Consider the following 26,077-nt stretch of genomic DNA (forward strand, 5'->3'; position numbering starts at 1 on the left):
CGTCGTCGCCGCGGACGGCGTCGATCGTGGACGAAGTTTTATCGCCGCCGCACCAAGGGAGAGTGTGGCACCGTTCGACGCGATTCTCTTCGACCTCGACAACACGCTCTGTACGAACGACCAGAGCGGCGAGACCATCTACGCCGGCGCGTTCGACGCCGCCGGCATCGACCGCTTCGGCGAGCCGTCGGACCTCTGGGCCGCCCTCGACGGCCCGCCGGACCACGACGACCACGAGGCCTACCTCGCCGACGGCTTCGAGCGCGTCGCGGCGAAGCACGACCACGAAGCGGTCGACGTCCGAGCGCTGGCCCGCGGGTTCGTCGAGACGGTCGACTACTCGGCCGTCTCGTTCCGACCGGGTGCCGAGGCCGCGCTCGCCGCCGCCCGCGACCACGCGTCGGTCGGCCTCGTCACCAACGGGCCCGAGCGACGGCAGTCCGTCAAGCTCGACGCGCTCGGCATCGCCGACGCGTTCGACGCGGTCGTCTTTGCGGGCGACATGCCGCGGCGAAAGCCTCACCCCGACCCGTTCGACCGAGCGCTCGACGCCCTCGACGCCGAGGCGGACGCGAGTCTCCACGTCGGCGACTCGCTGGAGTTCGACGTGGACGGTGCGCACCGCGCCGGCCTCGACGCCGCGTGGTGCCCGGTCGAGACCGAGGTCGCTGACGTGGCCGGTCCCGACGCCGAGTCGCACGCCCCGGCGTACGTCCTCCGGTCGCTCTCTGAGTTCTCGGCGATTCTCGACGACGGACCGTGACGACCCCCTGCGGTCGGCCGCGCGGGAGCCGTCCGCTGCACCTTTGTTCGCGTCGCCCCTAGAGTGGCTCTATGGACCCCGTCGCAACCGTGCTCGCCCGCGAGTTCCCCGAGCGACGCCTCGCGGCGACGGCCCGCGTTCCGAACGGGAACAACAAGCGGACCGCAGTCGCGACGTTCGCCGACGGCGGCGAGGTCGTCGTCCAGACGGCGGCCGACGCCGCGGCGTTGGCCCTCGAAGCCGCCCTCTCCCGGGCGGTTCGCGAGCGCACGACGATTCCGGTTCCCCGCGTCCTCGCGTCGGGCGCGGTCGACGGGTTCGGGTACGTCGTCGTCGCGCGCGCCGCCGGCGACGAACTCCACGAGCGGTTCGTCTCGCTCGATTCGGCGACCCAACGCCGCGTGGCACGGTCGTTCGGCGTCGGCCTCGGTCAGCTTCACGAAGCGTTCTCTTTCGGAGGGTACGGTCGACTCGGACGGTCGGCTCCCGGGAGACCGCGGGCCGACGGCGGCGATGCTTCCGACTCGCCGACCGACCGCGGATTCGACGCCGTGAGCGCCGCCGACGCCGACTGGGAGGCGTGGTTCTCCGCATACGTCCGGGAAGGAATCGCGGCGCTCCCGCCGGCGTTCGACGGGGTTCGAAGCCGGCTGGAAGAGGTCGCCGCGGCCGTGTCACTCCCCGCGAACCCGCCGTCGAACCTCTATCCGTGGGATTTCAGACCCGGGAACGCGCTCGTCGCCGACGGCCGCGTGACCGCCGTCCTCGACTGGGGCCAGCCGATGGCCGCCGCGCCGGGGCTCGCCGTCGCCAAGGTCGAACACCTCGTCGCCGACTGGTACGTCGAAGACGGCGCGCCGCTCCGCCGGGCGTTCCGCGCGGGCTACGAGTCGGTCCGGCCGCACCCGTCGGTACCACGCGCCTATCGGGTCGCCGCCGTCGTCCGCTCGGCGGTCGATTCGACGGGAGACGTCACCCGTCCCGGCTATCCCGAGCGAACCGGGGCGGCGGCGGTCGACTTCCACCTGACCCGGCTCGACGCGCTGTTGTAACCCCGCTCGGAGTCGGTGCCGTCGGCTCCATTCGAAGCCGTGCCGTGCCCCGCGGCGACACGAACTACTAATTCGGAGTGCGTGGTAGGGACAATCATGGTACGAGAAGACGGCAAGCGAAACTTCGTCCTCGTCGAAGACGGCGAGGAGACGAGCGTGTTCAGCGGAACGTATCCCCGGCAGGCGGCGCTGAAGGCCGCTCGGCGGCTCCACCCCGCCCCGAGTCCCGACGACATCGACGGGAAAGCGACGCTCAGGCTCCGCGAGCGCGGGACCGACCGGGTCCACGTCTACGAAGGGTGGGCGTGGACCGAGGAGAAAGGCGACGACGACCCCGAGTGGATGGACGACTACGTCACCCGAGCGAACGTCTCGAAGCAGGGCATCGAGCACCGATAGACGTGAACCGGGGATTCGGCCGGGCCGGAAAACCCCGACTTCGTTTTTTTGCGGTTCGTGGGTTACGTGTCGAGTCGGCGGCTTAGCCGCCGGCGTTCGCCGCCTCACCGTGGCCGCCGCGGCCCTCGTTGCCGACCGACTCCGAGCGGTGGAGCCAGTAGAGGACGCCGAACAGGCCGGTGGCGAACACGTTCAACGCGAGTTTGTAATCCGCCTCGATGCTCACTTCGGCGATTTGGACGCTCTCAGGCGACGGGATGAGCCCCGCGCCGAGGAAGACGAAGTGGACGACCACGCCCGTCAGGACCGCCGCGACGAATATCATCCCCGAGAGAATCGCCGCGAACTTCGTCCCGTAGTACTCGCGGTAGGCGTCCATGATGGGCGGGACGATGAGGTCCGCGTAGATGTAGCTCAGGACGCTCCCGAACGGCAGGCCGTTCGAGAACAGGACCGCCCCGAACGGGACGTTCCCCACCGAGCAGACGAAGGTGGCGACGCCGATGACGGCCCCGAGGACCGCGGTCCAAAACACGTACACGGGAACGCCGAACGTCGGTCCCGAGAACACCGAGGTCCACACCGACTCGGGGATGAACCCGGCGATGAGGCCGGCGAAGACGAACCCGATGGCGATTTCGTCCCAGAGCATCCCCCACTCCTTCCACTGCTTGTCGGCGAGCGCCTTCCACCCCGACAGCGACGTCGCCTGTTCGCGGACCGTCGTGTTGGCCTCCTCGGGGTCGAAGCTCTCCTTGCACGACGTCGAGCAGAAGTAGAACGTCCGCCCGTCGTGTTCGACCGAGTACTCGGTCTCGTCGGGGTCGACTTCCATCCCGCAGACCGGGTCGCGGACGGTCTCCGAACCCTCGTCTTGGACGTTCTGTCGGGCCTGTTCGACCACCTCGTCGGGCACGAGGTAGGCGAAGCCGAACGCCATCAGCCCGATGAGGATGAACCCGCCGAGGATGTCGGCCACGAGGAACTGCCAGCCGAGCAGAATCCAGATGACTGCGCCGATTTCGATGACGAGGTTGGTCGAGGCGAACATGAACGCCCCGAGGGTCGCCGCCGCCGACCCGCCCTTCTTGAACAGGTTCTTCGCCGTGGCGATAGCGCTGTAGGAACACGACGACGAGACGAAGCCGAACAGCGAGCCGTAGCCGATTTCTCTCGGACCGTGGCCCTCCAGAAGCTCCGAGACCTCCTCGCCCGAGGTCCACGCCTCCACGCCGCCGGCGATTGCGAAGCCGACGACGAGCGCCCACCACGTCACCCACGCCATGGCCGCGGTCGTCGAAAGCGCCTCTCGGGCGCTCTCGACGAGGAACGTTCCCAGCGGCTCCGTGGTCGTGAACACGCCGATGCCGACCGTCGCGAGTGCGATGACCGTGAGTATCGCGTATTCGGTCCGGTCCATGTGGTTGGATATGAGGGGAGCCGTCCCTAACTGGATTGTGCCTAGGAGAATCGGGGTTTCGGCGCGGCGCAAGTTTGGGTTGTGAAGTCGAGTCCGCCGTCGAGTTTAGAGCGGAAAGCCGAGCGTCGGTACGACGGCTCCGACGCCCCACGGAAGGAGCGTGATGCGTGCGACGGCGGGGGATTCTCTCCCGACCCTAGAGGGTTACCTTCGCGTGGGGCCTCCCCCCGACGCATGACCCTTACCGCGGTTCGTTCCGTGGCGTTCCGTGAGAAGAGGCGACGCGGACGGCGGTGACTGGCGGGAGAGGCTGTCTGCCGCCCCGGCCACAGAGTTCCAGTTCCCGCGGAAGATGACTCTCAGTTCACGTTGTTTGCGAGAGAATCATGGGCGCTGCAGGATTTGAACCCACGGCAACTTGGTCCGAAGCCAAGCACTCTGTCCAGACTGAGCTAAGCGCCCTACATGACTTCGTCTGTCGTGGATTGTTTTAAATGGATTGATTCGAGGCGGCGACTCCGCGCGATTTATACGCGACCTCCGAACAGTACGGGGTATGTCTCTCGGTACGCGAGCGCGCGGGTTCGCCGAACTCACCCGACCGGGAAACGCCGTCGCCGCCGGCGTCCTCACGTTCACCGGGGCGTTCGTCGCCGGGGCGTCCCCGAGCGACGCGCTCGTCGTCGTCGCGGCGATGCTCGCCACCGTGTTCGCCACGGGGGCGGGTAACGCCATCAACGACTACTTCGACCGCGATATCGACCGCATCAACCGCCCTGACCGGCCGATTCCGCGCGGTGCGGTGACCGCGGCCGAGGCGAAGTGGTTCAGCATCGCGCTGTTCGGCGGGGCGGTCGTCTCGGCGTTCGTCCTCCCGGTCGTCGCCATCGCCATCGCCGTCGTCAACCTCGTCGCGCTCCTCGCGTACACGGAGTTCTTCAAGGGCCTCCCGGGCGTCGGCAACGTCGTCGTCGCCGCGCTCACTGGCTCGACGTTCCTCTTCGGCGGCGCGGCCATCGGCGAGCCGTTGGGCGCGGTCGTCCTCTGTGTACTCGCCGCGCTGGCGACGCTGACCCGCGAAATCGTCAAAGACGTGGAGGACATCGGCGGCGACAGGGAAGAGGGACTGCGGACGCTTCCCATCGTCGTCGGCGAGGAGGCGTCGCTGTGGCTCGGCGCGGTCGTCTTGGTCGTGGCCGTCGCCGCGAGCGCGGTGCCGTTCGTCTGGGGCGGGTTCGGGCTGGCGTACCTCGGAATCGTCGCCCCCGCCGACGGGGTCATGCTCGCGGCCGCGGTTCGGTCGTTCGCCGACCCGGCCGCGGCGCAGCGCCGACTCAAATACGGGATGTTTTTAGCGGCGTTCGCCTTCATCGTCGGACGGGCGACGGCGCAGACTGGAGGAACCATATAAATGTATGCGGACGAACAATCGGTCGGATTCCGGGGAACGAGCCGACGAACGGGGAGCGTTCTATCCGCCAATCAAAAAGAATATTACCGGCTCACCGCATGGTCGTACTATCCGATGACCCTCGGCGAGCGGAAGCGTCACGCGATTGCGTTCCTCGGAGTCGATACCGTCGAACCGAGGTACCCGCATGTATAAGTTAGGCGCTGACCTCGACGTCGAGGTCGAACCGGGCACGAACCTCCTTCTCGTCGGGCCGCCGCTGACCGGCAAGCGCTCGCTGGCGCTCGACATTCTCGCCGAGGGCACCCGAAACGGCGAGGGCGCGGTTATCGTCACGACCAAAGACGGCGCGGACCGCATCCTCAACGACTTCGGCAAGCGACTCGACTACGAGGGCAAACCCGTCGCGGTCGTCGACTGCGTCACGAAACAGCAGGGCGTCGGCGAGGTCCGCGACGACGAGCGAATCCGATACACGTCGTCGCCGGTCGACATGACCGGAATCGGAATCAAGCTCTCGGAGATTCTCCAGGAGTACTACCAAGACCGCGGCCTGCCGGAGAACCGCATCATGCTCCACTCGCTGTCGACGCTCCTGATGTACGCCGACCTCCAGACCGTCTTCCGGTTCCTCCACGTGTTCACCGGCCGCATCCAGAGCGTCGGCGGCCTCGGCCTGTTCACCATCGACGCCGACGCCCACGACGACCGGACGATGAACACCATCAAACAGCTCTTCGACGGCATCATCACGACTCACGAGGACGCGCCGCCGGACATCCGCATCGCGGACCACTAATCGGGGAGTTTCAGCGGCGACCGCGTCGGCGACGACGGCAAAATCGACGGGTCTTCTGACTTACTGGAACGGCGAGCAGACCGCACAGCCGCCCGAGATTTTTATCCGCAGCCGGCCACGTCGTAGGTATGCCCATCACCAGCGACGACGACATCCGCGCGCTGCTCGACGCCGAGACCATCGCGGTCGTCGGCTGTTCGGCCACGCCCGGCAAGCCCGCCCACGACGTCCCGGCGTACATGCAGCGCCACGGCTATCGCGTCGTCCCGGTCAACCCTTTCCACGACGAAATCCTCGGCGAGACGGCGTACGACTCGCTCGCCGACGTGGACGAGGACATCGACCTCGTGGACGTGTTCCGGCCGTCCGAGGAGGCTGGCGGCATCGTCGACGCCGCAATCGAGCGCGCCGACGCCCGCGGCGACGTGGCGGCCGTCTGGCTCCAACTCGGCATCAGCGACGACGACGCGGCCGCCCGCGCCGAGGAGGCGGGGCTCTCGTTCGTCCAGGACAAGTGCTTCAAGGTCGAACACTCGCGGCTCGCCTGAGCGGACGGCGGAGCGACGAGTCGGTCGGAGTCGGCCGCTGAACCGCCGTTTTCACCCTTCCCACGACTCGAAGTCGCCGTAGACGCCCTTCGAGAGGTATCGCTCCGAGGAGTCGGGGAAGACGGTGACGACGGCGTCGTACGGGAGGTCGAGGTCGCCGGCGGCGGCGCGCTCGGCCACGTCGACGGCGGCCAGCGAGTTGGCGGCGGCGCTCGACGCGACGAGGTGGCCCTCCTCGGCGGCGAGGCGCTGCATCTCGTCGTGGGTGTCGCGGTCGGCGATTTGGACGATTTCGTCCACCAGTTCGGGGTCGAACAGCTCGTTCGTCGCGGGGTCGTGCGTCCCGATGCCCTCGGTCTTGTACGACGCCTCCGCCACGTCGCGGCCGTGGAGCCGGGCGTAGAGCGAGCCCTCGGGTTCCACCGCGGTGACGAACGTGTCCTCGTGGTGCTCGCGGCCGTACCGCGCCATGCCCATGAGCGTGCCCGCGGTGCCGCAGCCGGCGACGAACGCGCCGACCTCGCCGTCGAGGGCGTCGTAAATCTCGGGCGCGGTCGTCTCGTAGTGCGCCTCGGGGTTGAGCGGGTTTGAGAACTGCTGGGGGACGACGGCGTCGTCGAGTTCGTCGGCGAGCTTGTGAGCGCGGTCGATAGCGCCGCCCATCCCGTCTTCGGTGGGCGTGTTCACCACGTCGGCACCGAGCGCGCGCATGAGCGTCTGTTTTTCCACGCTGAACCGCTCGGGGACGACGAACACCGCGCGGATGCCGAGCTGTCCGGCCGCGACGGCGAAGCCGATGCCTGTGTTGCCGGCGGTCGGCTCGACGATGGTGCCGCCCTCGGGGAGTTCGCCCGATTCGAGCATCCGTTCGAGCATGTACGTCCCGATGCGGTCCTTGACGCTCGCGCCCGGGTTGAACGATTCGAGCTTCGCGTAGACGGGCACCTCGTCGGGCGACGCGTGGACTCTGACGAGCGGCGTCTCGCCGACGGCGTCGAGCACCGAGTCGAGGGGGTCGCGGTGCGTGGTCATACGTGGGCAAAAGTTGCCCCTGGCCCTGAACGTTTTCATCCCGGTTCGTCCCTCGTCGGCGGTCGACTCGCGACCGGAGCGACTGACGCCGGCCGAAAGCAAAGCGTCGTCTTCGGGACTGGCAGCGAGGCTGTGGCGGGGACGGGATGTCGAAAGAGAACGGAGAGAGACGGAGGGGCGGGTCGGATTACGCTTCGTCGGTGGTGTCGCTCGATGCGTCGGCATCGGCGCCAGACGCGTCCGTGGTCGCCTCGGTGTCGCCGCCGGCCGAGCCTTCCTCGGCTTCGGAGATGTGCGCCTGCGCGATGGCGGCGTCGAGGTCGACGCCCTGTTCTTCGGCGATGGCTTCGAGAATCGCCCGCTGTTCGGCGTTCTCGGCTTCGAGCCGGTCGACGCGCGACTTCGTCTCGTTGACCGTCTCGCGGACCTCGACGACCTGCTCGCGCAGTTCGTTGAGCTTCTTGTACACGTCTTCGGCCATCTCTGCGACCTTCTGGAGCTTCTTCGCGGTGCCTCCGAGTGCCATGTGTCGCCTCTCGGACTCGGGGCTTGTACGACTTCCGGTGCGGTGTCGGAGCGGAGTCGGACGCGACCGCCGAGAGCGGAACTGAGAGACGGAGCCTCAGCCGAGTTCGTTCGGGTCCACCCGGTCGACGACGAACCGGAGGCCGACGAGCGCGACGACGCCGACGAAGACGAGCCCCGCGACGGCGACTTTCGCGCCGACCCCCGCCGTCCCGAGCGCCAGCCGCGCGGCCGTGTTCGCGGGGCTCAATGGAAGGAGCGACGTACCCGCGAAGACGAGAAGCACGCCGATGGAGTACAGGAGTTGGGCGACCCGGCGGTCGGGCGAGGTAATCGCCACCGCCGCGCCGAGAGTGACGACGACGGCCGAGAGCCCGGCGACCATGCCGAACAGCCACGGGACGCTCTCGATAGTCGACCCGTTCAGTTGGAGGAGGAGCATCCACGCCACCGCCTGCACGGGTGCCAGCCCGCCGGCCGCGAGGAGCTTTCCGTCCACGACGGCCGCGAAGCTCACGGGCGCGACCCGCAGGAGTTCGAGCGTCCCGCGGGCCACCTCCTCCGTGAGCGAATCGACCACCAGCGACCCGGAGATGAACACGGGCAGGAACAACAACAGCGGGACGAGCACCGTGTAGGTAAAGCCGAAGTACGGGCTCGACTCCGCCGCCGGCGGGAGTGACAGCGGGTCCGTGGCGAGGAACGCGCTCCGCTCCGCGCGTTCGTTACGCTCCAGTTCGCGGAGCGCGTCGCGGAGGCGGACGACGACCGCCGTCGTCTCCACGCCCGTATCGGGCGCGACCGCCGCGACTCGTATCCTGCCGTCCTCGCCCGTTGACGCCTCTAAGACGGCATCGACCTGCCGTTCTTGGAACGCCGTCATCGCGGCCGACGTGGACGAGTACGGCCGCCCGCTGAGACCGTCTTCGGTCCCGACGGCGCGGAGCAGGTCCTCGACTGCCTCCTCGTCGCCCGCGACGGCCACGTCGACCTGATAGCTCGCCGCGCCGGGGTCGTACAGCGAGACGAGCCCGACGACGAGGAACGACGAGAACGCCGCGACGAACAGCTGGATGGCCAGCGCCAGCACGATGGTCTTTTCCTTGCGGAGACTGCCGAGTTCGCGCCGGGCGATGGCGAGTCGCGGGCTACCCAAGGGCGCTCACCACCTGGAGATTGTAGACGAGGTGAATCGCGATTGCGCCCGCGAGCGCGACGCCGTAGGCCGAGCGACCCCGGCTCGCCCCGAAGGCGGTCACGCTGGCCGTCACCGCGTGGAGCGCCAGCGGCGCGAGGAACAAGCCGAGAACGACGAGAGCGCTCACGCCGGTCCCGTCGCCGATACCGACGCCGGAGGGCGCGAAGGCGGTCTGCCCGAGTGTGAGCGACTGCAACCCGGCGAGTTGGGCGATGGCGGTGAACTTCTCGCCGACGAAAAAGCCGAGCCCCGAGAGCCCGCCGAGGACGAGCGACGACCGGAGCGTCCGGGAGAACCGCGCCTTCTCGAAGGCCGCGAGGACGTGGAGGCTCTTGGCCAACTCCTCGATGACCGCGACCGCGAGGAGAATCATCGGGACGGTCAGGTCCACCGGGAGGACGAACAGCACCGCGATGGCCAGCAGTTCGGCGATGAAGACGAACGGAATCGACAGCGCCGACAGGGTCGCCACGGAGCGCGCCCGCGAGATTCGGCTGTCGAGCGCGTCGAGAAACTTCAGCGGGACCGGCCGCTGGGTGAACATGTCCTCCTCGCGGTAGACGCCGACGCCGAGGAGAAACAGCACGCCCGCCGCGAGGAGAATCGGCCCGACCGAAAACAGGAACTCGCCGAGCGGAATCGACTCGCCGGCGAGGTCGCGGACGACGAGCGTCAGCGGCGAGATGAGCGCGATGGGCGTGACGTTCGTGAAGATGGCCGGGACGAACGTGTACGTCGTCAGGAACACCGACACCGTCACCGTGACGAACGTGAGTTCCTTGAACGAGCGGGCGAACATCGCGCCGACGAACGTCGACGCGAGAAACAGGAGGCCGATGGGGACGACCGCCGCCACCGAGACGACGCCGCCGCCGACCGCCGCCGCGATGGCGATAGTTATCGCGACCGTGCCGAGCAGGTACGGGAGCGTCTTGCCGGCGACGATGTCGCCCGGCGAGATGGGCGCGACGAGGAGCAGCTCGCCGCGGCGGTTGATGCGCTCGTTGAGGACGCTCGACCCGTAGGCCTGAATCACGAAGTTCATCGGCACGAGGAAGGCGAAGGCGAGGACGAGCGAGGCGAAGGGGAACGGCGGGCTGATGCTCGCCGGCGACCCGCTGGTGTCGCCGCCGAAGAGGCTCGCCATCCCACCGATCGACGGGGCGTCGACGCCGCCGTCGTCGGCCGCCGCGGCGTCGGACGCGGCCGGGCCGTCGGTCGCTGTCCCGCCCGCACCGTCGGCGTCGCCGGAGGTTCCGCTTCCGGTTCCAGCGTCGGTTCCGCCCCCGTCGCCGGTTCCGGCTTCGCCGCCGCCTCCGCCCGCGCCGCCGTCGACGCGGCTCCCGGCCGGGACAAGCGCGGCGCGCTCGCGGTACTGGAGGTCGACGACGACCGGGAACGCGGCCGACTGGTTCTCCTCGCGGGCCATCTGCCGCTCGTTGTACGACTGGACCGCGTCGCGGAACGCGCTGTAGGCGGCCCGGCCGGTCTGCGTGTCGGCGACCGAGATGTGCGTCTCGCTGACGACGAGTTCGACGTTCGGGTCCGAGACGGGTCGCGGGTCGAGCGTCGACGACTGGTCGACCGCGTCGTAGTAGGGGCTGTCGCTGGCGATGCCGACGCGGTAGAGGTCGCGGTCGAGCGCGACCCCGCCACCGGCCGCGCCGGCCGCGATGCCGCCGGCGACGAGGACGGCGACGAGACCGATTGCGGCGGTCCGGCGGTCGAGCGTCCCCGCCGAGCGCGACACCTCCCAGCGGGCGATGCGGAGGACGGTCCGGGCGTGCGCGACCAGTCGCGTTCGGAGGTCGGTCACGACTGCCCGCGACCTCCGGCGACGCGCTGTTCGCGCTCGTCGTCGGCGTACTCGCGCTCGCCGTCAGCGGCCTGGCCGCGGCCGCCCTCGGCTTCGCTCGTCGTCGGTGCTTCGCGAGCGAGTCGGAGGAAGATGTCCTCTAAGGACGCCTCGTCGGTTCGGATGTCGGCGACGCGGCCGCCGGCGGCCTCGGCCGCCTCGCGGAGCGACTCGACGGCCGCCATCTCGTCGACGACGGCGACGTGGCGCTCCTCGCCTTCGACTCCGACCTCGTCGTCCGCGGGCAGGGTCTCCGGGAGCGGCACGGTCGTGAACACGCGGTAGGTCGTCTCGCCGTGTTCCGCGCGAATCTCGGAGACCGTCCCGCGGGCGATGATTTCGCCGCGGTTCATGATGACCACGCGGTCGCAGATGGACTCGACGTGAAAGAGGTTGTGCGCGCTGAAGACGACCGTCTTGTCCGCGTCGCGGAGCTCGCGGACGAACTCCAAGACGACGTTCGTCGTCAGGGGGTCGAGGCCGCTGGCCGGTTCGTCGTAGATGAGCAGGTCGGGGTCGTTGACGAGCGACCGGGCGATGGCGACCTTGCGCTTCATCCCCTTCGACATGTCGCCGAGTCGGCGGTCGCGGTATTCGAGGTCGAGGCGGTCGAGCACCGCGCCGGTTCGCTCGTCGGCCACGTCGCGGGGGACGTCGTAGAGGTCGGCGAAGAATCGGAGGTACGACCGCGCGGTCATGTCCTCGTACAGCGGCGACTCCTCGGGGAGAAACCCGAGTTTGCGCCGCATCGCCGGCTCCTCGGGGTCGTATCCGAGCACCGACGCCGACCCGCCGGTCGGTTCGACGAGCCCGGCGAGCATCTTCAGCGTCGTCGTCTTCCCCGCGCCGTTGGGGCCGACGATGCCGAACACCTCGCCCGACTCGACCGAGAAATCGCTTCCCACGACGGCGGGGAAGTCGCCGTAGGTCTTCCGCAGGTTCTCGACCGTAATCATTGAGAGACCTTCACGCGGGACGGGATAAAAGGGTTCGCGCGGGATTTCAGGTTTGATAGCCTTCTCCTTCGCGGGGCAACAGTTTCGTCTCCTCGCGGTCAAGGTGAGAGTATGCCCGCAGACGACTTCCTCTCGCCGTCGTTCGTCCTCTTCGTCGGCGGATTCGTCGCCGCCGTGTTCCTCTTCGGCGCGCTCATCGCCTTCGTCGCCGCCGCTGGGTCACAGACCGTCGAAGGGTTGGCGGTGGCGCTGGCGGGGCTGGGCGGGCTGTTTCTGGTCGCGGGGGCGGTCGGTGCCGGTGTAATGCGCTATCGCCGCGGTTCGGGTTCGGGGTCGAAGACAGCGCCGACCGGAGAGCGCCGTTAGTCGTACTCGTAGAAGCCCTTGCCCGTCTTCTTGCCGAGGTCGCCCGCTGCGACCTTGCGCTTGAGCAGGTACGCTGGCTTGTAGCGGTCGCCGAGCTCCTCGAACAGCGTCTCGGAGGCGTCCAGACAGATGTCGAGGCCGATGTGGTCCGCGAGGGTGAGCGGGCCCATCGGGACGTTCGTGCCGAGAGTCATGCCGCGGTCGATGTCCTCCTTGGAGGCGACGCCTTCGTCGTAGGCGCGGATGCCCTCGTTGAGCCACGGCATGAGGATGCGGTTGGTGACGAAGCCGGGCTTGTCGTCGGACTCCCACGTCTCCTTGCCGAGGTCTTCGGAGAAGTCGTGGGCGAAGGCGACGACCTCGTCGTCGGTCTTCTCGCCGCGGACGACCTCGACGCCCTTCATAATCGGGACGGGGTTCATGAAGTGGAGGCCGACGACGAGTTCGGGGCGCTCGGTCGCGGCCGCGATGGTCGTGATAGAGAGCGTGCTGGTGTTGGTCGCCAGCACGACGCCCTCGGGGACGATGTCGTCGAGGTCGGCGAAGATGTCGCGTTTCACGTCCATGTTCTCGACGGCCGCCTCGACCACGAGGTCGCAGTCGGCGAGGTCCGAGAGTTCGGTCGTCCCCGAGATACGCCCCTTGGTCGCGTCGGCCGCCGACGCGGTCAGTTTCTCCTTCGAGACGAACCGCGAGAGGCTGTCGTCGATGGCCGACAGCCCGCGTTCGACGTACTCCGCTTCGAGGTCGCGCATGACCACGTCGTAGCCGGCCATCGCGGCCACCTGCGCGATGCCGTTGCCCATCGTTCCCGCGCCGACGACGCCCACCGTGTCGATATCTTCGGTATCGTACATGTCCGGGTCTGCGCGAGGTGGGGAGGTAAAACTTGCCGATGTGTTCGGAATAGTGACAGACTCGTGACTACCACGGGAAGACTCAAGTCGGGCGCAAGAATGGGGATATGCAACGGTGACTGGGGTGAACGACGCCGGCAGATACGACGAAGACGACGCGGGCGGGGACGGAGGGGAAGCCGTCTCGGACGCGCGCCGGAGCGACGGCGAGGGCACGAACCGGGCAAACGAGGCGGACGAGGGGCCGTCGAACCCCGACGAGGCGCTGACACACCTGCTCAGACCGCGAGGTGCCCGCGCGAGCGACGCCGTGCCGACCGAGCTACAGGACCTGAAGTACGTCGGCCCGGCGACGGCCGAATCCCTCGCCGAGTCGAACATCGACGTGGACGCTATCGTCGACGGCGAGGTGTGCTACCGCGACCTCGTCGACGCGGGCACGAACCCCGGCGTCGCGGCGAAGATTCGGCGATGGCACTCGCTTTCGTGGTCGTTCAACTCCGGCGACGACCTCGACCGACGCTCCTCGCAGGTTCGCGGACTGGGCGACGACGAGCGCGCGTGGGTCGCCGCGAGTTCGGGCGATTGGGATGCGACCGACGAGGCAGACACCGGTGACGACGAGCGCGACGCCGGCGATTGGACCCCCAGCGGCCGGAGCGAAGCGGCGGGTTCGAGCGGGCCAGCACGGGACGGCGACTGGACGCCGTCGGGAGCGAGCGACGACGCGGATGCGCCCTCGAAGACGACCGAGTCGGGTGATTGGACACCCAGCGGGCGGGAGACGAACGACGCGTCGGCCGACGGATCGGGAGACGCGCTCGCGGCCGAGGCGGCGTGGCGCGAGCGGTCGAAGCCGAAGCCGCTGACGACGCTCGCCGGCGTCGACGAGGACGACGCCGAACTGCTCGCCGAGGCGGGCGTCCGCTCCGTCAGGCGACTCGCCACCGCGGACCCGGAACACGTCGCCGATGCCCTCCGAATCGACCCGACCGTCGTCAGCGCGTGGAAGGCGCAGGCGCGCGACGCGATGGAGTGAGCGCTCCCGCCGCCACATCCGAATTTTTACTATCTGAGTAGTAATTTTCATTCGGAGACTCATTTGCCGTAATATTTCGTTACGAACCCCATAACGGGAGAATTCGGCAATATCTCCTAAACCACATTAGACGCAGATTTTATATAGGTAGTTACACCACTTTGAATCAGATGATGCCCGGCACCGACACGGCCGTCGACTCCCCGCAGACGGTATCTCCCGCCCCGACGACGCTCGGGGAACGCTCCCGACTCGCCGACGATTCACGCCCGACTCGCCGACGCTCCGAGGGGTGGGCCTGATGGCGACGACGGACATCAACACCGCCGACACCGCCCGCGACGTGCGGACCATCGATGGGGTGGTCGACGTCATCGCGAGCACCGCGCCCGAGATTCGAACCGGTCTTCCCGGCCGCCGCGTCACCGCCGAGGACGAGAACCCGAGCGGCGAGACGCAGATGGCCGCCGACGTGTTCGCCGACGACCTCCTCTGCGAGCGCATCGGCGCGCTCGAGGGCGTCGGTGAGTACGCCAGCGAAGAGCGCCCCGAGTCCGTCGACGTGGGCACCGGTCGGCTGTCGGTCGCGGTCGACCCCCTCGACGGCTCGTCGAACCTGAAGCCGAACAACACGATGGGGACCATCTTCGCGGTGTACGAGGGCCCGCTTCCGGCCCACGGCCGCGACCTCGTCGCCGCGGGTTACGTCCTCTACGGCCCCGTCATGACGATGGTCGTCGCCCGCAACGGCACCGTCGACGAGTACGTCATCCACGACGACGCGAGCTACGAACTCGTCCGCGAGGACGTCACACTCCCCGACGAGGGCTCGGTCTACGGCTTCGGCGGCCGCGTCCCCGACTGGACCGACGACTTCGAGGCGTTCGCCCGCGAGGTCGAACAGGACGCCTCGCGCAAGCTCCGCTACGGCGGCTCGATGATCGGCGACGTGAACCAGATTCTCACCTACGGCGGCATCTTCGCGTACCCCACGCTGGAGTCCGCTCCCGAGGGCAAACTCCGCGTCCAGTTCGAGGGCTACCCCATCGGCTACGTCATCGAGACGGCCGGCGGCGCGACCTCCGACGGCGCGAAGTCGCTCCTCGACGTGGACAAGGACGACCTCCACGCGCGGACCCCGATGTACGTCGGCAACACCGACCTCGTGGCGAAGCTCGAAGCGGCGCTGGACTGACGCGCGGCCAGCCCGTCTATTGGCGGGACTAGTCCGCCGACCGCACCGACCGCACCGAGCGAACCGAAACGACCGGGCACACTCGTTTTCCGCGGACTCCGTCGTCGACAGCGGGCGGTCTCCGGCCAGATAGTCGTCGGCCTCCATTCGCCCGACCGGCAAATCGTGCATGGAAAACCATTTTGAATACGGTGGTGCATCACCGAGTATGAAGGTCAGAATCGGCGACGGCGCGACCGGCGACGAGGCCGAGGCCATCGCCAGCGCGCTGGCGCGACACCTCGGGACGGACGTGAACGTCTTCGTCGGCGACGGCGAGGAGGCCGTCGCGGACGCCGAACCGCCCGCGGACACCTTCCCGCTCGACGACGACTTGGGACCGACCGAGCGCGAGGAGAAACTCCGTGAGGAGATAGCGGACATCCTCGGCGGCGGCCCCGAGAAGTACAAACAGCGATTGCCGGAGTCCGGCAAACTGTTCGTTCGCGACCGCCTCGACCTCTGGTTCCCGGAGGGACTGAAGTTCGAAGACGGCAAATTCGCCAACTTCGACTCGTGGCACGAGAACTCCCCCGAGGTCGACGAGGCGGACCCGAACACCCGGCTGCCCGGCGACGGTCTCCTCACGGGTGCCGCCGAGTTCGAGGGCCGGGACCTCCACTTCATGGCCAACGACTTCACCGTCAAGGCCGGGTCGATGGCCCGCCGCGGCGTCGAGAAGTTCCTCCGCATGCAGCAGCGGGCGCTCAAGACGGGCAAGCCGGTGCTCTACCTGATGGACTCCTCGGGCGGCCGCATCGACCAGCAGACCGGCTTCTTCGCCAACCGCGAGGGCATCGGGAAGTACTACTACAACCACTCGATGCTCTCGGGGTACGTCCCGCAGATATGCGTCCTCTACGGGCCGTGTATCGCCGGCGCGGCCTACACGCCCGTCTTCGCCGACTTCACCATCATGGTCGAGGGGATGTCCGCGATGGCCATCGCCTCGCCGCGCATGGTGAAGATGGTCACCGGCGAGGAGATATCCATGCAGGACCTCGGCGGCGCGCGGATGCACGCCGAGGAGTCCGGCAGCGCCGACCTCGTCGCCCGCGACGAGGCGCACGCCCGCGAACTCGTCTCGCAGCTCGTCACCTACCTCCCCGACAAGGCCGGCGAGAAGCCGCCGCGCTCCGAGTCGAAACCGCCACGGTACTCGCCCGACGGCATCGACGAACTCATCCCCGAATCGCCGAACCGCCCCTACGACGCCCACGACCTCATCGAGCGCGTCGTCGACGCCGAGTCGGTGTTCGAACTGAAGCCCGACTACGGGAAGGAAATCGTCACCGCGTTCGCCCGCATCGACGGCCGGCCGGTCGGCATCGTCGCCAACCAACCCACAGAGCGGTCGGGAGCCATCTTCCCCGACGCCGCCGAGAAGGCCGCGGAGTTCATCTGGACCTGCGACGCCTACGAGATTCCGCTTCTCTACCTCTGCGACACCCCCGGCTTCATGGCCGGCTCGCAGGTCGAAAAGGACGCCATCCTGGAGAAGGGCAAGAAGTTCATCTACGCCACGTCGTCGGCGACGGTCCCCAAACAGACCGTCATCGTGCGGAAGGCCTACGGCGCGGGCATCTACGCCATGGGCGGCCCCGCCTACGACCCGGAGAGCGTCATCGCGCTCCCTTCGGGCGAAATCGGCATCATGGGTCCCGAAGCCGCCATCAACGCGGTCTACGCGAACAAGCTCGCCGACATCGACGACCCCGAAGAGCGGGCGCGGATGGAAGACGAACTCCGCGAGGAGTACCGCGAGGACATCGACGCCCACCGGATGGCGAGCGAGGTCGTCATCGACGAAATCGTCCCGCCGTCGAGCCTCCGGGACGAACTCGTCGCCCGCTTCGAGTTCTACGCCGACGTGGACAAGTCGCTCCCGGACAAGAAGCACGGAACGGTTCTCTGAGCCGGTCTCGGCGGTTAATGCTCCGTTTTTCCGGCAGGTAATCTCACGGTAACTGACCTAAGCGGCTCGTACTGAGGACGGTCGGGATGCTACGGACCTCATCGTCGGCCGACTCCCGTTCCGTCCCACTCGGTCCCACCCGACCTGTCACGTCCCGGCTTCGGGGCCGTCGCCTGCCGATAGCCCGCCATGAGCCACGAAGTTCCCCTTCCCGAGACGCCCCGAGCGGCACTCGCACACGCGATAAGCGACGAGCACGTCCTCTGGACCGTGACGATGCTGGCGTTCGTCCTCGACGTGTTGACGACGCTCTACGGGCTCGGCCGGGGCCTCGCCGAACTGAACCCCGTCGTCCTCGCGCTCATCCCGGCGTTCGGCCCGGTGGGCGCGCTCATTTCGCTGAAACTCGTCGTCCTCGCGGTCGCGGTCGTCGCGTGGCGCGTTCTCCCCAGTCGCTACCGCGGCGCGATTCCCATCGGCGTGGCCGTCCCGTGGGGTGTCGCCGGGTTGATGAACACCCAACTCATCCTCGTCACGGTGTTCGGGTAGGCCGCCGGAGCGACTCGACCAAGACGGCCCACGCGAGCCCCGCCAACCCGATGTCGCGGGCGAGCACGTCGCCGAACAGGCCGCCCTCCGCGACGAAGACGACCGCGAGGTAGAGACACGTCGCCGACAGCGAGACGGCCGCGACGGCGCTCGCGAGGGCAGTGTAGCGGTCGGCGACGATGGCCGCGCCGAACCCGACTTCGAGGACGCCGTTTGCGAGCATGAACGTCACCGGCGAGACGACGAGCAACGGCGCGAGCCACGGGACGACGTAGGCCGACCACGAAAGCGGGTCCAGAAGCTTGTGGACGCCCGCGGCGAACACCATCGCGCCAAGGCCGACCCGGGCGACGGTCGTCGGTTCGGGGGCGCGGGCGGCGACCGAGGCGGCCCAGTCGGCGACTGACGTGTCGCGCGCGGAGAGGCCGTCGAAATCCATGTCCCGGCTAGCGACGCCGGGGAGAAAACGGTGTGGGTGGGTTACGGAGACGCGGGGCGACGCGCCGTGGCTCGGCCCAACCCGACCCGGCCCAGCTCAGGCGTCGTCCGCGTCGGCGGCGAACTCGCGTTTCAGCGACAGCGCCGTCCGCTCGAACTCGCAGACGAGGTCGTCGTCCTGATTGAACGCCTCGACTTTCATCGTCACCACGCCGCGCTCGCCGTCGGAGGTCTCACGCTTGTCGAGGACGGTCGTCTGCGCGCGGAGCGTGTCGCCGTGGAACACCGGGTTCGGGTGGGACACGTCGTCGTAGCTGAGGTTCGCCACGATGGTCCCGTCTGTCGTGTCGGGAACCGAGAGACCGACCGCGAGGCTCATCGTGTAGAGGCCGTTGACCAGTCGCTCGCCGAACTGCGAGTCGCCCGCGAACTCGGCGTCGAGGTGGAGCGGCTGCTGGTTCATCGTCATGTCGCAGAAGCGCTGGTTGTCCGACTCCGAGACGGTGCGTCGTTTCTCGTGTTCGATGGTCTGACCGACCTCGAACTCCTCGTAGTACAGCCCGGTCATGGCAAATCGTGTGATAGACCGTGATAAAATCGTGCCGGTCGGCACTCCAGTGTGACAACTATTGCCCCGAGCGAAACTAGATAACAACCATTATAATTATCCACAATAGAGGATTGCGAAAGCGCCCGATGGCGGCCGATTCGTCGGCCCCGACGGGCGCGGGACAGCGCGTCTGTCTCCCGGCTCAGCCGGCATCCGCCCGGCACGAACCATCATGGCATCCGCAGCACCATCCACCGCGACGGACGACGAACCGACGGAAGAGACAGCCCTCGAGACGGCCCGCCGGCAGCTCGAACGCGCGGCGGCGCACCTCGACGTCGACCCCGGCGTCATCGAGCGGCTCCGATACCCGAATCAGGTCCACCGCGTCTCGGTGCCCCTCGAACGCGACGACGGCTCGACCGCGGTCTACACCGGCTACCGCGCCCAGCACGACAGCGTCCGCGGGCCGTACAAGGGCGGCCTCCGGTTCCACCCCGGCGTGACCGAAGCCGAGTGCATCGGGCTCTCGATGTGGATGACCTGGAAGTGCGCCGTGATGGACCTCCCGTTCGGCGGCGGGAAAGGCGGCATCGTCGTCGACCCCAAGGACCTCTCGACCGACGAGAAAGAGCGGCTCACCCGCCGGTTCGCAGAAGAGCTTCGCCCCTTCATCGGCCCCACGAAGGACATCCCCGCGCCCGACATGGGCACCGACGCCCAGACGATGGCGTGGTTCATGGACGCCTACTCGATGCAGGAAGGCGAGACGACGCCCGGCGTCGTCACGGGGAAGCCGCCTGTGGTCGGCGGGAGCAAGGGCCGCGACACCGCGCCCGGCCGCTCCGTCGCCATCATCGCCCGCGAGGCCATCGACTACCTCGGCTGGGACATCGAAGACACCACCGTCGCGGTCCAAGGGTTCGGGTCCGTCGGCGCGCCCGCCGCGCGACTCCTCGACGACGAGGGCGCGACGGTCGTCGCCGTCTCCGACGTGAACGGGGCCATCTACGACCCCGACGGCCTCGACACCCGCGACGTGCCGACCCACGAGGAAGAGCCCGAGGCGGTCATGAAGTACGACGCGCCGCGGAAGCTCTCGAACGAGGAACTGCTCGAACTCGACGTGGACGTGCTCATTCCGGCCGCCGTCGGTAACGTCCTGACCGCCGAGAACGCCCGCGACGTGCAGGCGAACCTCATCGTCGAGGGCGCGAACGGCCCGACCACGTCGGCCGCGGGCGAAATCTTCGAGGCGCGCGAGCTTCCGGTCGTCCCCGACATCCTCGCCAACGCCGGCGGCGTCACCGTCTCGTACTTCGAGTGGCTGCAGGACCTCAACCACCGCTCGTGGTCGCTCGAACGCGTCCACGACGAACTGGAGACCGAGATGCTCCGCGCGTGGACCGCCGTCCGCGAGCGCGTCGAGGAACACGACGTGACGTGGCGCGACGCCGCCTACATGGTCGCGCTCGAACGCGTCTCCGAGGCCCACGAACACCGCGGCCTCTGGCCCTGAGCCGGGTCGGCGACGGGTCGGTATTTCACAACCCACCTCGATACACACACCATGCCCCGACGAAGCGTCCTGTTCTCCCCCGGCGACCGACCCGAACTGCTGCGGAAAGCCCCCGGTGCGGGCGCGGACGTGCTCGTCTTCGACCTCGAAGACGCCGTCTCGCCCGACAGGAAAGCCGAGGCTCGGGAGACCGTCGCCGCGGTCCTCTCGGACCCCGACTTCGACCCCGACGCCGAGGTCGCGGTCCGCGTCAACCCCGGCGAGGCCGGCCGCGACGACATCGCCGCCGTCTGCGCCGCCCACCCACCGGACGCGCTCGTGGTCCCGAAGGCGACGAGCGCGGACGACGTGACGAGCGTCGCCGTCGCGGCCCGCGAGGCCGGTGCGGACTGTCCCGTCATCGCAATCGTCGAGAGCGCGGCGGGCGTCCTCACCGCTCCCGAGGTCGCGGCCGCGCCCGACACCGCCGCCGTCGTCTTCGGCGCGGAGGACTTCGCCGCCGACGTGGGCGCGACCCGGAGCGACGACGGGACCGAGGTGCTCTACGCTCGCGAGCGCGTCGTCGTCGCGGCCGCGGCCGCCGGCGTCGACGCCATCGACACCCTTCACGTCGACTATCAGGACGAAGCGGGGCTCCGCGAGGACGCCGCGTTCGGTCGACGGCTCGGCTACGACGGGAAACTCGCCATCCACCCCGCGCAGGTGCCCGTCATCAACGAGGCGTTCTCGCCCGACGACGAGGATGTCGCGTGGGCTAAGAAAGTGCTCCGCGCCCGCGACGAGGCCGCACGAGAGGGTCGAGGCGTCTTCGGCGTCGACGGCGAGATGATAGACGCCCCGCTCGTCAAGCAGGCCGAAAACATCCTCGACCGCGCCGGCGAGTCGTACTGAGCGCGCTCGGGCCGGCGCGGCCGCCCGTCGAACCAACCGCCGTTGGCTGTTACCTTTTATCGATGAGTATGTGTCTCAATATTGTGGTATGCTAAAATCCCCGCTACGCTTAACCGGATGCCCGGAGCGTATTAGGACATGGCACAAGAGGCGAATCCCTTCGAGAGTCTACAGGAGCAAATCGACGACGCGGCCGCCTACCTCGACGTGCGCGACGACGTTATCGAGCGGCTGAAAAACCCCGAGCGAGTCCTCGAAACGAACCTCGCCGTCGAGATGGACGACGGCGACGTCGAACTGTTTCGCGCCTACCGGTCGCAGTTCAACGGCGACCGCGGCCCGTACAAAGGCGGGATTCGCTACCACCCGAACGTCAGCCGAGACGAGGTGAAGGCGCTTTCGGGCTGGATGGTGTACAAATGCGCCGTCGTCGACATCCCCTACGGCGGCGGCAAGGGCGGTATCGTCATCGACCCCAAGGCGTACTCCGAGTCCGAACTCGAACGCATCACCCGGTCGTTCGCCAAGGAGCTTCGCCCACTCATCGGCGAGAACCGCGACATCCCCGCGCCCGACGTGAACACCGGCCAGCGCGAGATGAACTGGATTAAGGACACCTACGAGACCCTCGAAAACACCACCGCTCCGGGCGTCATCACGGGGAAGGCGCTCTCGAACGGCGGGAGCGAGGGCCGCGTCGAGGCGACCGGTCGCTCGACGATGCTCACCGCCCGCGAGGCGTTCGACTACCTCGGCCGCGACATCGAGGGCGCGACCGTCGCCGTCCAGGGCTACGGGAACGCCGGCTCCGTCGCCGCGAAGCTCATCGACGACCTCGGCGCGTCGGTCGTCGCCGTCTCCGACTCCTCCGGCGGCATCTACGACCCCGACGGCCTCGACACCCGCGCGGTCAAGCAGTTCAAAAACAAGACCGGCACCGTCTCGGACTACGAGGGAACGGAGGCCATCTCCAACGAGGAACTGCTCACCCTGGACGTGGACCTGCTCGTCCCCGCCGCGCTGGAGAACGCCATCGACGGCGAACTCGCTCACGACGTGAACGCGGACGTGGTCGTCGAGGCCGCGAACGGCCCGCTCACGCCGGACGCCGACGACGTGCTCACCGAGCGCGAGGTCCACGTCTTCCCCGACATCCTCGCCAACGCCGGCGGCGTCACCGTCTCGTACTTCGAGTGGGTCCAGAACCGCCAGCGGTTCTACTGGACCGAAGACCGCGTCAACGACGAACTGGAGCGCGTCATCGTCGACGCCTTCGAGGAACTCGTCGACGCCTACGAGACCCACGACCTGCCGAACTTCCGCACCGCGGCCTACGTCGTCGCCATCCGGCGCGTCGTCGACTCCTACGACTCCGCCGGTAACTGGCCGTAAGGTCGAGTCGGTTCGGCGTCGGTCGTCGCCTCGTTTTCCGACCGTTTCGACCGAGTTTCTGTTTCCGCCGCGGTCGGCGGTGTCGGTGATTCTGTGCATGGTGGTGAATATCACGCGAAGCGTCCGATGCCGGGGGATTCAAGTCGGTGTAGGTCGCGTCATTCATCGATGCGTCAGGACCACCTCATCTCCGCGTCGCACCTCTCGCGGGAGGACATCGAGGCGGTGCTCGACCGCGCGGCCGACATCGACGACGACCCGGCCGCGTTCCGGCAGCGACACGCCGGAAAGGTTCTCGGGCTCTGTTTCTTCGAGCCGAGCACGCGAACTCGGATGAGCTTCGACTCCGCGATGAAACGCCTCGGCGGCCAGACCGTCGATATGGGACCGGTCGAGTCGTCGTCGGTCAAGAAGGGCGAGACGCTCGCCGACACCGTCCGCGTGGTCGAGGGCTACGCGGACGCGCTCGTGCTCCGACACCCCAGCGAGGGCGCGGCCACGATGGCCTCCGAGTTCGTCGACGTGCCGCTCGTCAACGCGGGCGACGGCGCGGGCCAGCACCCGAGCCAAACCCTCCTCGACCTCTACACCATCCGGGAGAACGCCGGCCTCGACGACCTCACCATCGGTATCATGGGCGACCTGAAGTACGGGCGGACGGTCCACTCGCTGGCCGAGGCGCTGACGAACTTCGACGCCAGCCAGCACTTCGTCAGCCCCGAGAGCCTGCGGCTCCCCCGGAACGTCCGCTACGACCTCCACGCCTCGGGCGCGCAGGTCAGAGAACACACCGAACTCGACGAGGTGCTCCCCGAACTCGACGTGCTCTACGTGACGCGCATCCAGCGCGAGCGCTTCCCCGACGAAAACGAGTACCGAAAAGTCGCGGGACAGTACCAAATCGACTCTGAGACGCTGGAGTCGGCGGCGGACGACCTCACCGTCATGCACCCGCTCCCCCGCGTGGACGAGATTTCGCCGGACATCGACGACACCGACCACGCGACGTACTTCGAACAGGCTCACAACGGCATCCCGGTCCGGATGGCGCTGTTGGACATCCTCCTCTCCCAAGACCGATGACAGACGACCACCAACTCCGCGTCTCGAAGATTCGAAACGGCACCGTCATCGACCACGTCGCCGCGGGACAGGCGCTCAACGTCCTCGCCATCCTCGGCATCGACGGCACCAGCGGGGAGGCGGTCTCGGTCGGGATGAACGTCCCCTCCGACCGCCTCGGACGCAAGGACATCGTGAAGGTCGAAGGCCGCGAACTGAGCCAGTCCGAGGTGGACGTGCTGTCGCTCATCGCGCCCGCCGCGAGCATCAACATCGTCCGCGACTACGACGTGGTCGAGAAGAACCGCGTCGTCCGCCCCGACGCCGTCGCGAGCATCATCTCGTGTCCGAACAGGAACTGCATCTCAAACGCCGACGAACCCATCCGGTCCCGCTTTACCGTCCTCTCGGACGGCGTGCGCTGCGACTACTGCGAGACCATCGTCCGCGAGGACGAAGTCGCGGCCAACCTCGACGTGAACTGACCGTTTTAGCACTCGTTCGACGACCTTTTTCGCGCGGCGCTCGCCTGACAGCGGTGGTCCTCGTCGGCGAACTCGACGCCGTCGAACTCGAAGCGCGCGCCGCCGGTCGCCGCCGACCCGACGGAGACGGTCCAGCCGTGGGCCTCCGCGAGCGACCGGACGATGTCGAGGCCGAAGCCCGTCCCCTCGGCCGAGGTGGTGAAGCCGCGTTCGAACACCCGCGCTGCGACGGCGGCGTCGATGCCGGAACCGTCGTCTTCGACCGCGAACGTCACCTCGGCCGGCGACGCGGTGACGCGGACGGTCAGCGGCGGGGTTCGACCGCCCGTGGAACCGTGTTCCACCGAGTTCCGAAACAGGTTCTCGAACAGCCGCTGGAGCCGACCGGGGTCGGCGTGAACCGTCGCCGAGGACTCGACGACGAGCGTCGCGTCGCCCGTCTCGACCGTGTTCCACGCCCGGCGGGCGACCGCTTCGAGCGAGACGGGCGCGAAATCGATGACCGCCCTTCCGCTTCGGGCCGCGGTCAACACGTCGTTGACGATGTCGCTGATGCGGGTCAGCGAGGTCGCGACCCGTTCGAGATGTTCGGAGTCGTTGGCCTCTCGTTCGAGGTCGAGAAAGCCCATCGAGATGGAAAGCGGGTTTCGGAGGTCGTGCGAGAGGACCCGGGCGAACTCCCCGAGTCGCTCGTTTTGCTGTGCGAGCTGCTCTTCGTGCTGCCGGCGGGTCGTGATGTCGCGACCGACGCCGCAGAAGCCGACGACCTCCCCGTCAGGCCCCGTGAGCCGGCGGCCGGTGAGTTGGAACAACAGCGTCTCGTCGTCGGTCGGGAGTCGCGCTTCGACGACGGTCGTCCCCGTCCGCATCACCTCCTCGACGGCGCGCTCGACCGCCGGTCGGTCGGCCTCGTGGAAGAACGCGTCGGCCGACATGCCGGTGAGTTCGGCGTCCGACAGGCCGGTGAGCTCCGAGAGTCGCTCGTTCCACGAGACGAGTTTCCCCTCGCGGTCGTAGACGTAGAACACGTCGTCGAGCGCGTCGAGCGCGTCTTCGATGAACCATTCCGTGTCGACTGCCTCCTCGACCCGTTCGGCCGTCCCGCGGGTGGCCCGCGTCCTGCGGCGCTCGCGGGCGAGTCGCTGGACCCGCGAGCCGAGCGGGTCTTCGGCGTCGTCGGCACCACCGGCGTCGTCGGCGGTCGCCGTCGCCCGCGCGAGGACTTCCTCGCGGGCGAGGTACGCGTCGATAGCTAAATCGACCAGTTCGGTCACGGAGTGGTCGGCGTCACCGGGCGCGAGGAAGACGACCGGGAGGTCGCCGCCGGCCGCGCGAATCTCGCGGAGCAGGGAGACCCCGTCACCGTCGGGAAACGCCGAACCGAGAACGAGACAGTCGTACGCGTCGTCGCCGTCGAGGGCGCGGCGAGCGGCGGCGAGCGTCTCGGCCGACTCGACGACGGCGTTCGAGACCGTCCGCTGGACGGCGCGGGTAATCGCGCGGTCGCCGTCGGCGGAGAGGACGCGGAGCGGAGTATCGAATTGCATCGGGCGGAGCAGAGGAAACTGAACGAGTAACGGAATGCTCTCAGATAAGATAACTTTTCTGCGCGTTCTGTCATTTAATTAACGACAGTTCGGAACGTGCATCCAGTTTTTAAATCGCTCGCCGCAGTTGCCCCGGTGTCGTAATCACTTAGTGCGGTGCAGTCGAAGTATTCGGTATGTCCAAGAAGGCCAAACTGGTTCTGGTACTGGCGCTCGTGGCGGTCCTCTACACCGTGTTCTCCGGGAGCGGAGACACCGTCGAAGTCGAAATCGAA

The 26,077-nt window shown here is 68.0% G+C and carries 26 protein-coding genes and 1 tRNA gene; 16 read left to right on the plus strand and 11 right to left on the minus strand.

Annotation, left to right across the window (positions count from 1 at the left end; genetic code table 11):
- Window positions 1–64: 64 nt before the first annotated feature.
- From C5B91_RS05590 to C5B91_RS05600, 3 genes are all read left to right on the plus strand, one after another.
- Window positions 65–763: an HAD family hydrolase gene (locus C5B91_RS05590; RefSeq protein ID WP_049968429.1), complete on the plus strand. Its 699-nt coding sequence runs from the start codon at window positions 65–67 to the stop codon at window positions 761–763.
- 71 nt (window positions 764–834) lie between these two features.
- Complete coding sequence (locus C5B91_RS05595; protein ID WP_008093249.1) at window positions 835–1,815, plus strand: phosphotransferase family protein; 981 nt, start codon at window positions 835–837, stop codon at window positions 1,813–1,815.
- Between the two features lie 96 nt (window positions 1,816–1,911).
- The gene (locus C5B91_RS05600) at window positions 1,912–2,214 is read left to right on the plus strand and encodes a non-histone chromosomal MC1 family protein (RefSeq protein WP_049968431.1); all 303 of its coding nucleotides are present in this window, start codon (window positions 1,912–1,914) and stop codon (window positions 2,212–2,214) included.
- Window positions 2,215–2,296: 82 nt separating this feature from the next.
- On the opposite strand, the gene C5B91_RS05605 is transcribed toward C5B91_RS05600, so the two are convergent.
- Both C5B91_RS05605 and C5B91_RS05610 read right to left on the minus strand, forming a co-directional pair.
- The gene (locus C5B91_RS05605) at window positions 2,297–3,634 is read right to left on the minus strand and encodes a permease (RefSeq protein WP_049968432.1); all 1,338 of its coding nucleotides are present in this window, start codon (window positions 3,632–3,634) and stop codon (window positions 2,297–2,299) included.
- Window positions 3,635–4,021: 387 nt separating this feature from the next.
- Window positions 4,022–4,096 (minus strand) — tRNA-Arg (locus C5B91_RS05610).
- Between the two features lie 94 nt (window positions 4,097–4,190).
- Here C5B91_RS05610 and C5B91_RS05615 point away from each other — a divergent pair.
- The 3 genes from C5B91_RS05615 to C5B91_RS05625 all read left to right on the plus strand — a co-directional run bounded on the left by C5B91_RS05615 (window position 4,191) and on the right by C5B91_RS05625 (window position 6,392).
- The gene (locus C5B91_RS05615; protein WP_115819208.1) at window positions 4,191–5,045 is read left to right on the plus strand and encodes a geranylgeranylglycerol-phosphate geranylgeranyltransferase; all 855 of its coding nucleotides are present in this window, start codon (window positions 4,191–4,193) and stop codon (window positions 5,043–5,045) included.
- A gap of 187 nt (window positions 5,046–5,232) precedes the next feature.
- The gene (locus C5B91_RS05620) at window positions 5,233–5,844 is read left to right on the plus strand and encodes a hypothetical protein (RefSeq protein ID WP_004977073.1); all 612 of its coding nucleotides are present in this window, start codon (window positions 5,233–5,235) and stop codon (window positions 5,842–5,844) included.
- A gap of 128 nt (window positions 5,845–5,972) precedes the next feature.
- Window positions 5,973–6,392 (plus strand): CoA-binding protein, encoded by a 420-nt coding sequence (locus tag C5B91_RS05625; RefSeq protein WP_008093265.1) that lies wholly within the window; start codon window positions 5,973–5,975, stop codon window positions 6,390–6,392.
- Between the two features lie 51 nt (window positions 6,393–6,443).
- Here the strand turns inward: C5B91_RS05625 and C5B91_RS05630 are convergent, their stop codons facing one another.
- The 5 genes from C5B91_RS05630 to C5B91_RS05650 all read right to left on the minus strand — a co-directional run bounded on the left by C5B91_RS05630 (window position 6,444) and on the right by C5B91_RS05650 (window position 11,958).
- Window positions 6,444–7,424, minus strand: a complete 981-nt coding sequence (locus C5B91_RS05630) for a PLP-dependent cysteine synthase family protein (RefSeq protein ID WP_115819209.1) — start codon at window positions 7,422–7,424, stop codon at window positions 6,444–6,446.
- A 187-nt stretch (window positions 7,425–7,611) separates the two neighbouring features.
- Window positions 7,612–7,950, minus strand: coding sequence for a DUF5798 family protein (locus tag C5B91_RS05635; RefSeq protein WP_049968441.1), 339 nt, complete (start codon window positions 7,948–7,950; stop codon window positions 7,612–7,614).
- A 96-nt stretch (window positions 7,951–8,046) separates the two neighbouring features.
- The gene (locus C5B91_RS05640; protein ID WP_008093271.1) at window positions 8,047–9,105 is read right to left on the minus strand and encodes an ABC transporter permease; all 1,059 of its coding nucleotides are present in this window, start codon (window positions 9,103–9,105) and stop codon (window positions 8,047–8,049) included.
- A complete protein-coding gene (locus C5B91_RS05645) occupies window positions 9,098–10,963 on the minus strand; it encodes an ABC transporter permease (RefSeq protein WP_115819210.1) in 1,866 nt (621 codons plus the stop codon). Before C5B91_RS05645 ends, C5B91_RS05640 begins: the two co-directional genes overlap by 8 nt.
- A complete protein-coding gene (locus C5B91_RS05650) occupies window positions 10,960–11,958 on the minus strand; it encodes an ABC transporter ATP-binding protein (RefSeq protein ID WP_115819211.1) in 999 nt (332 codons plus the stop codon). The genes C5B91_RS05645 and C5B91_RS05650 overlap by 4 nt, the downstream gene beginning before the upstream one ends.
- 111 nt (window positions 11,959–12,069) lie before the next feature.
- Here C5B91_RS05650 and C5B91_RS05655 point away from each other — a divergent pair, with 111 nt between their 5' ends.
- The gene (locus C5B91_RS05655) at window positions 12,070–12,324 is read left to right on the plus strand and encodes a hypothetical protein (RefSeq protein WP_008093276.1); all 255 of its coding nucleotides are present in this window, start codon (window positions 12,070–12,072) and stop codon (window positions 12,322–12,324) included.
- Here the strand turns inward: C5B91_RS05655 and C5B91_RS05660 are convergent.
- Complete coding sequence (locus C5B91_RS05660; RefSeq protein ID WP_049968444.1) at window positions 12,321–13,181, minus strand: 3-hydroxyacyl-CoA dehydrogenase family protein; 861 nt, start codon at window positions 13,179–13,181, stop codon at window positions 12,321–12,323. The genes C5B91_RS05655 and C5B91_RS05660 overlap by 4 nt on opposite strands.
- A 124-nt stretch (window positions 13,182–13,305) precedes the next feature.
- On the opposite strand from C5B91_RS05660, the gene C5B91_RS05665 reads away from it, so the two are divergent.
- The 4 genes from C5B91_RS05665 (at window position 13,306) to C5B91_RS05680 (ending at window position 17,918) form a co-directional block, all read left to right on the plus strand.
- On the plus strand, window positions 13,306–14,220 hold the full coding sequence (locus C5B91_RS05665; RefSeq protein WP_115819212.1) for a helix-hairpin-helix domain-containing protein: 915 nt from the start codon (window positions 13,306–13,308) through the stop codon (window positions 14,218–14,220).
- Between the two features lie 301 nt (window positions 14,221–14,521).
- The gene (locus C5B91_RS05670) at window positions 14,522–15,415 is read left to right on the plus strand and encodes a class 1 fructose-bisphosphatase (RefSeq protein ID WP_008093281.1); all 894 of its coding nucleotides are present in this window, start codon (window positions 14,522–14,524) and stop codon (window positions 15,413–15,415) included.
- A gap of 208 nt (window positions 15,416–15,623) precedes the next feature.
- Window positions 15,624–17,369 carry an acyl-CoA carboxylase subunit beta gene (locus C5B91_RS05675; protein WP_008093285.1) on the plus strand — a complete coding sequence of 582 codons (1,746 nt, stop codon included), beginning with the start codon at window positions 15,624–15,626 and terminating at the stop codon, window positions 17,367–17,369.
- 189 nt (window positions 17,370–17,558) lie between these two features.
- Window positions 17,559–17,918 carry a DUF5658 family protein gene (locus tag C5B91_RS05680; RefSeq protein WP_008093287.1) on the plus strand — a complete coding sequence of 120 codons (360 nt, stop codon included), beginning with the start codon at window positions 17,559–17,561 and terminating at the stop codon, window positions 17,916–17,918.
- On the opposite strand, the gene C5B91_RS05685 is transcribed toward C5B91_RS05680, so the two are convergent.
- Window positions 17,902–18,357, minus strand: a complete 456-nt coding sequence (locus C5B91_RS05685) for a DoxX family membrane protein (RefSeq protein ID WP_081909206.1) — start codon at window positions 18,355–18,357, stop codon at window positions 17,902–17,904. The two genes, C5B91_RS05680 and C5B91_RS05685, sit on opposite strands and share 17 nt — an antisense overlap.
- 96 nt (window positions 18,358–18,453) lie before the next feature.
- On the minus strand, window positions 18,454–18,954 hold the full coding sequence (locus C5B91_RS05690; protein ID WP_338036217.1) for a MaoC family dehydratase: 501 nt from the start codon (window positions 18,952–18,954) through the stop codon (window positions 18,454–18,456).
- A 184-nt stretch (window positions 18,955–19,138) separates the two neighbouring features.
- On the opposite strand from C5B91_RS05690, the gene gdhB reads away from it, so the two are divergent.
- The 5 genes from gdhB (at window position 19,139) to pyrI (ending at window position 24,255) form a co-directional block, all read left to right on the plus strand.
- Complete coding sequence (gdhB, locus tag C5B91_RS05695; RefSeq protein ID WP_049968445.1) at window positions 19,139–20,425, plus strand: glutamate dehydrogenase GdhB; 1,287 nt, start codon at window positions 19,139–19,141, stop codon at window positions 20,423–20,425.
- 51 nt (window positions 20,426–20,476) lie between these two features.
- Window positions 20,477–21,316 (plus strand): CoA ester lyase, encoded by an 840-nt coding sequence (locus C5B91_RS05700; protein WP_008093294.1) that lies wholly within the window; start codon window positions 20,477–20,479, stop codon window positions 21,314–21,316.
- A 138-nt stretch (window positions 21,317–21,454) separates the two neighbouring features.
- Complete coding sequence (locus tag C5B91_RS05705) at window positions 21,455–22,708, plus strand: Glu/Leu/Phe/Val dehydrogenase (RefSeq protein ID WP_049968446.1); 1,254 nt, start codon at window positions 21,455–21,457, stop codon at window positions 22,706–22,708.
- Window positions 22,709–22,876: 168 nt separating this feature from the next.
- Window positions 22,877–23,791: an aspartate carbamoyltransferase gene (pyrB, locus tag C5B91_RS05710; RefSeq protein WP_008093297.1), complete on the plus strand. Its 915-nt coding sequence runs from the start codon at window positions 22,877–22,879 to the stop codon at window positions 23,789–23,791.
- The gene (pyrI, locus tag C5B91_RS05715) at window positions 23,788–24,255 is read left to right on the plus strand and encodes an aspartate carbamoyltransferase regulatory subunit (RefSeq protein WP_004977049.1); all 468 of its coding nucleotides are present in this window, start codon (window positions 23,788–23,790) and stop codon (window positions 24,253–24,255) included. Before pyrB ends, pyrI begins: the two co-directional genes overlap by 4 nt.
- 5 nt (window positions 24,256–24,260) lie before the next feature.
- Here pyrI and C5B91_RS05720 read toward each other — a convergent pair whose 3' ends face one another.
- A complete protein-coding gene (locus C5B91_RS05720; protein ID WP_049968447.1) occupies window positions 24,261–25,802 on the minus strand; it encodes an ATP-binding protein in 1,542 nt (513 codons plus the stop codon).
- Between the last annotated feature and the right edge of the window lie 275 nt (window positions 25,803–26,077).

This window comes from Haloferax sp. Atlit-10N (assembly GCF_003586325.1).
GTDB classification, from domain to species: Archaea; Halobacteriota; Halobacteria; order Halobacteriales; family Haloferacaceae; genus Haloferax; species Haloferax prahovense.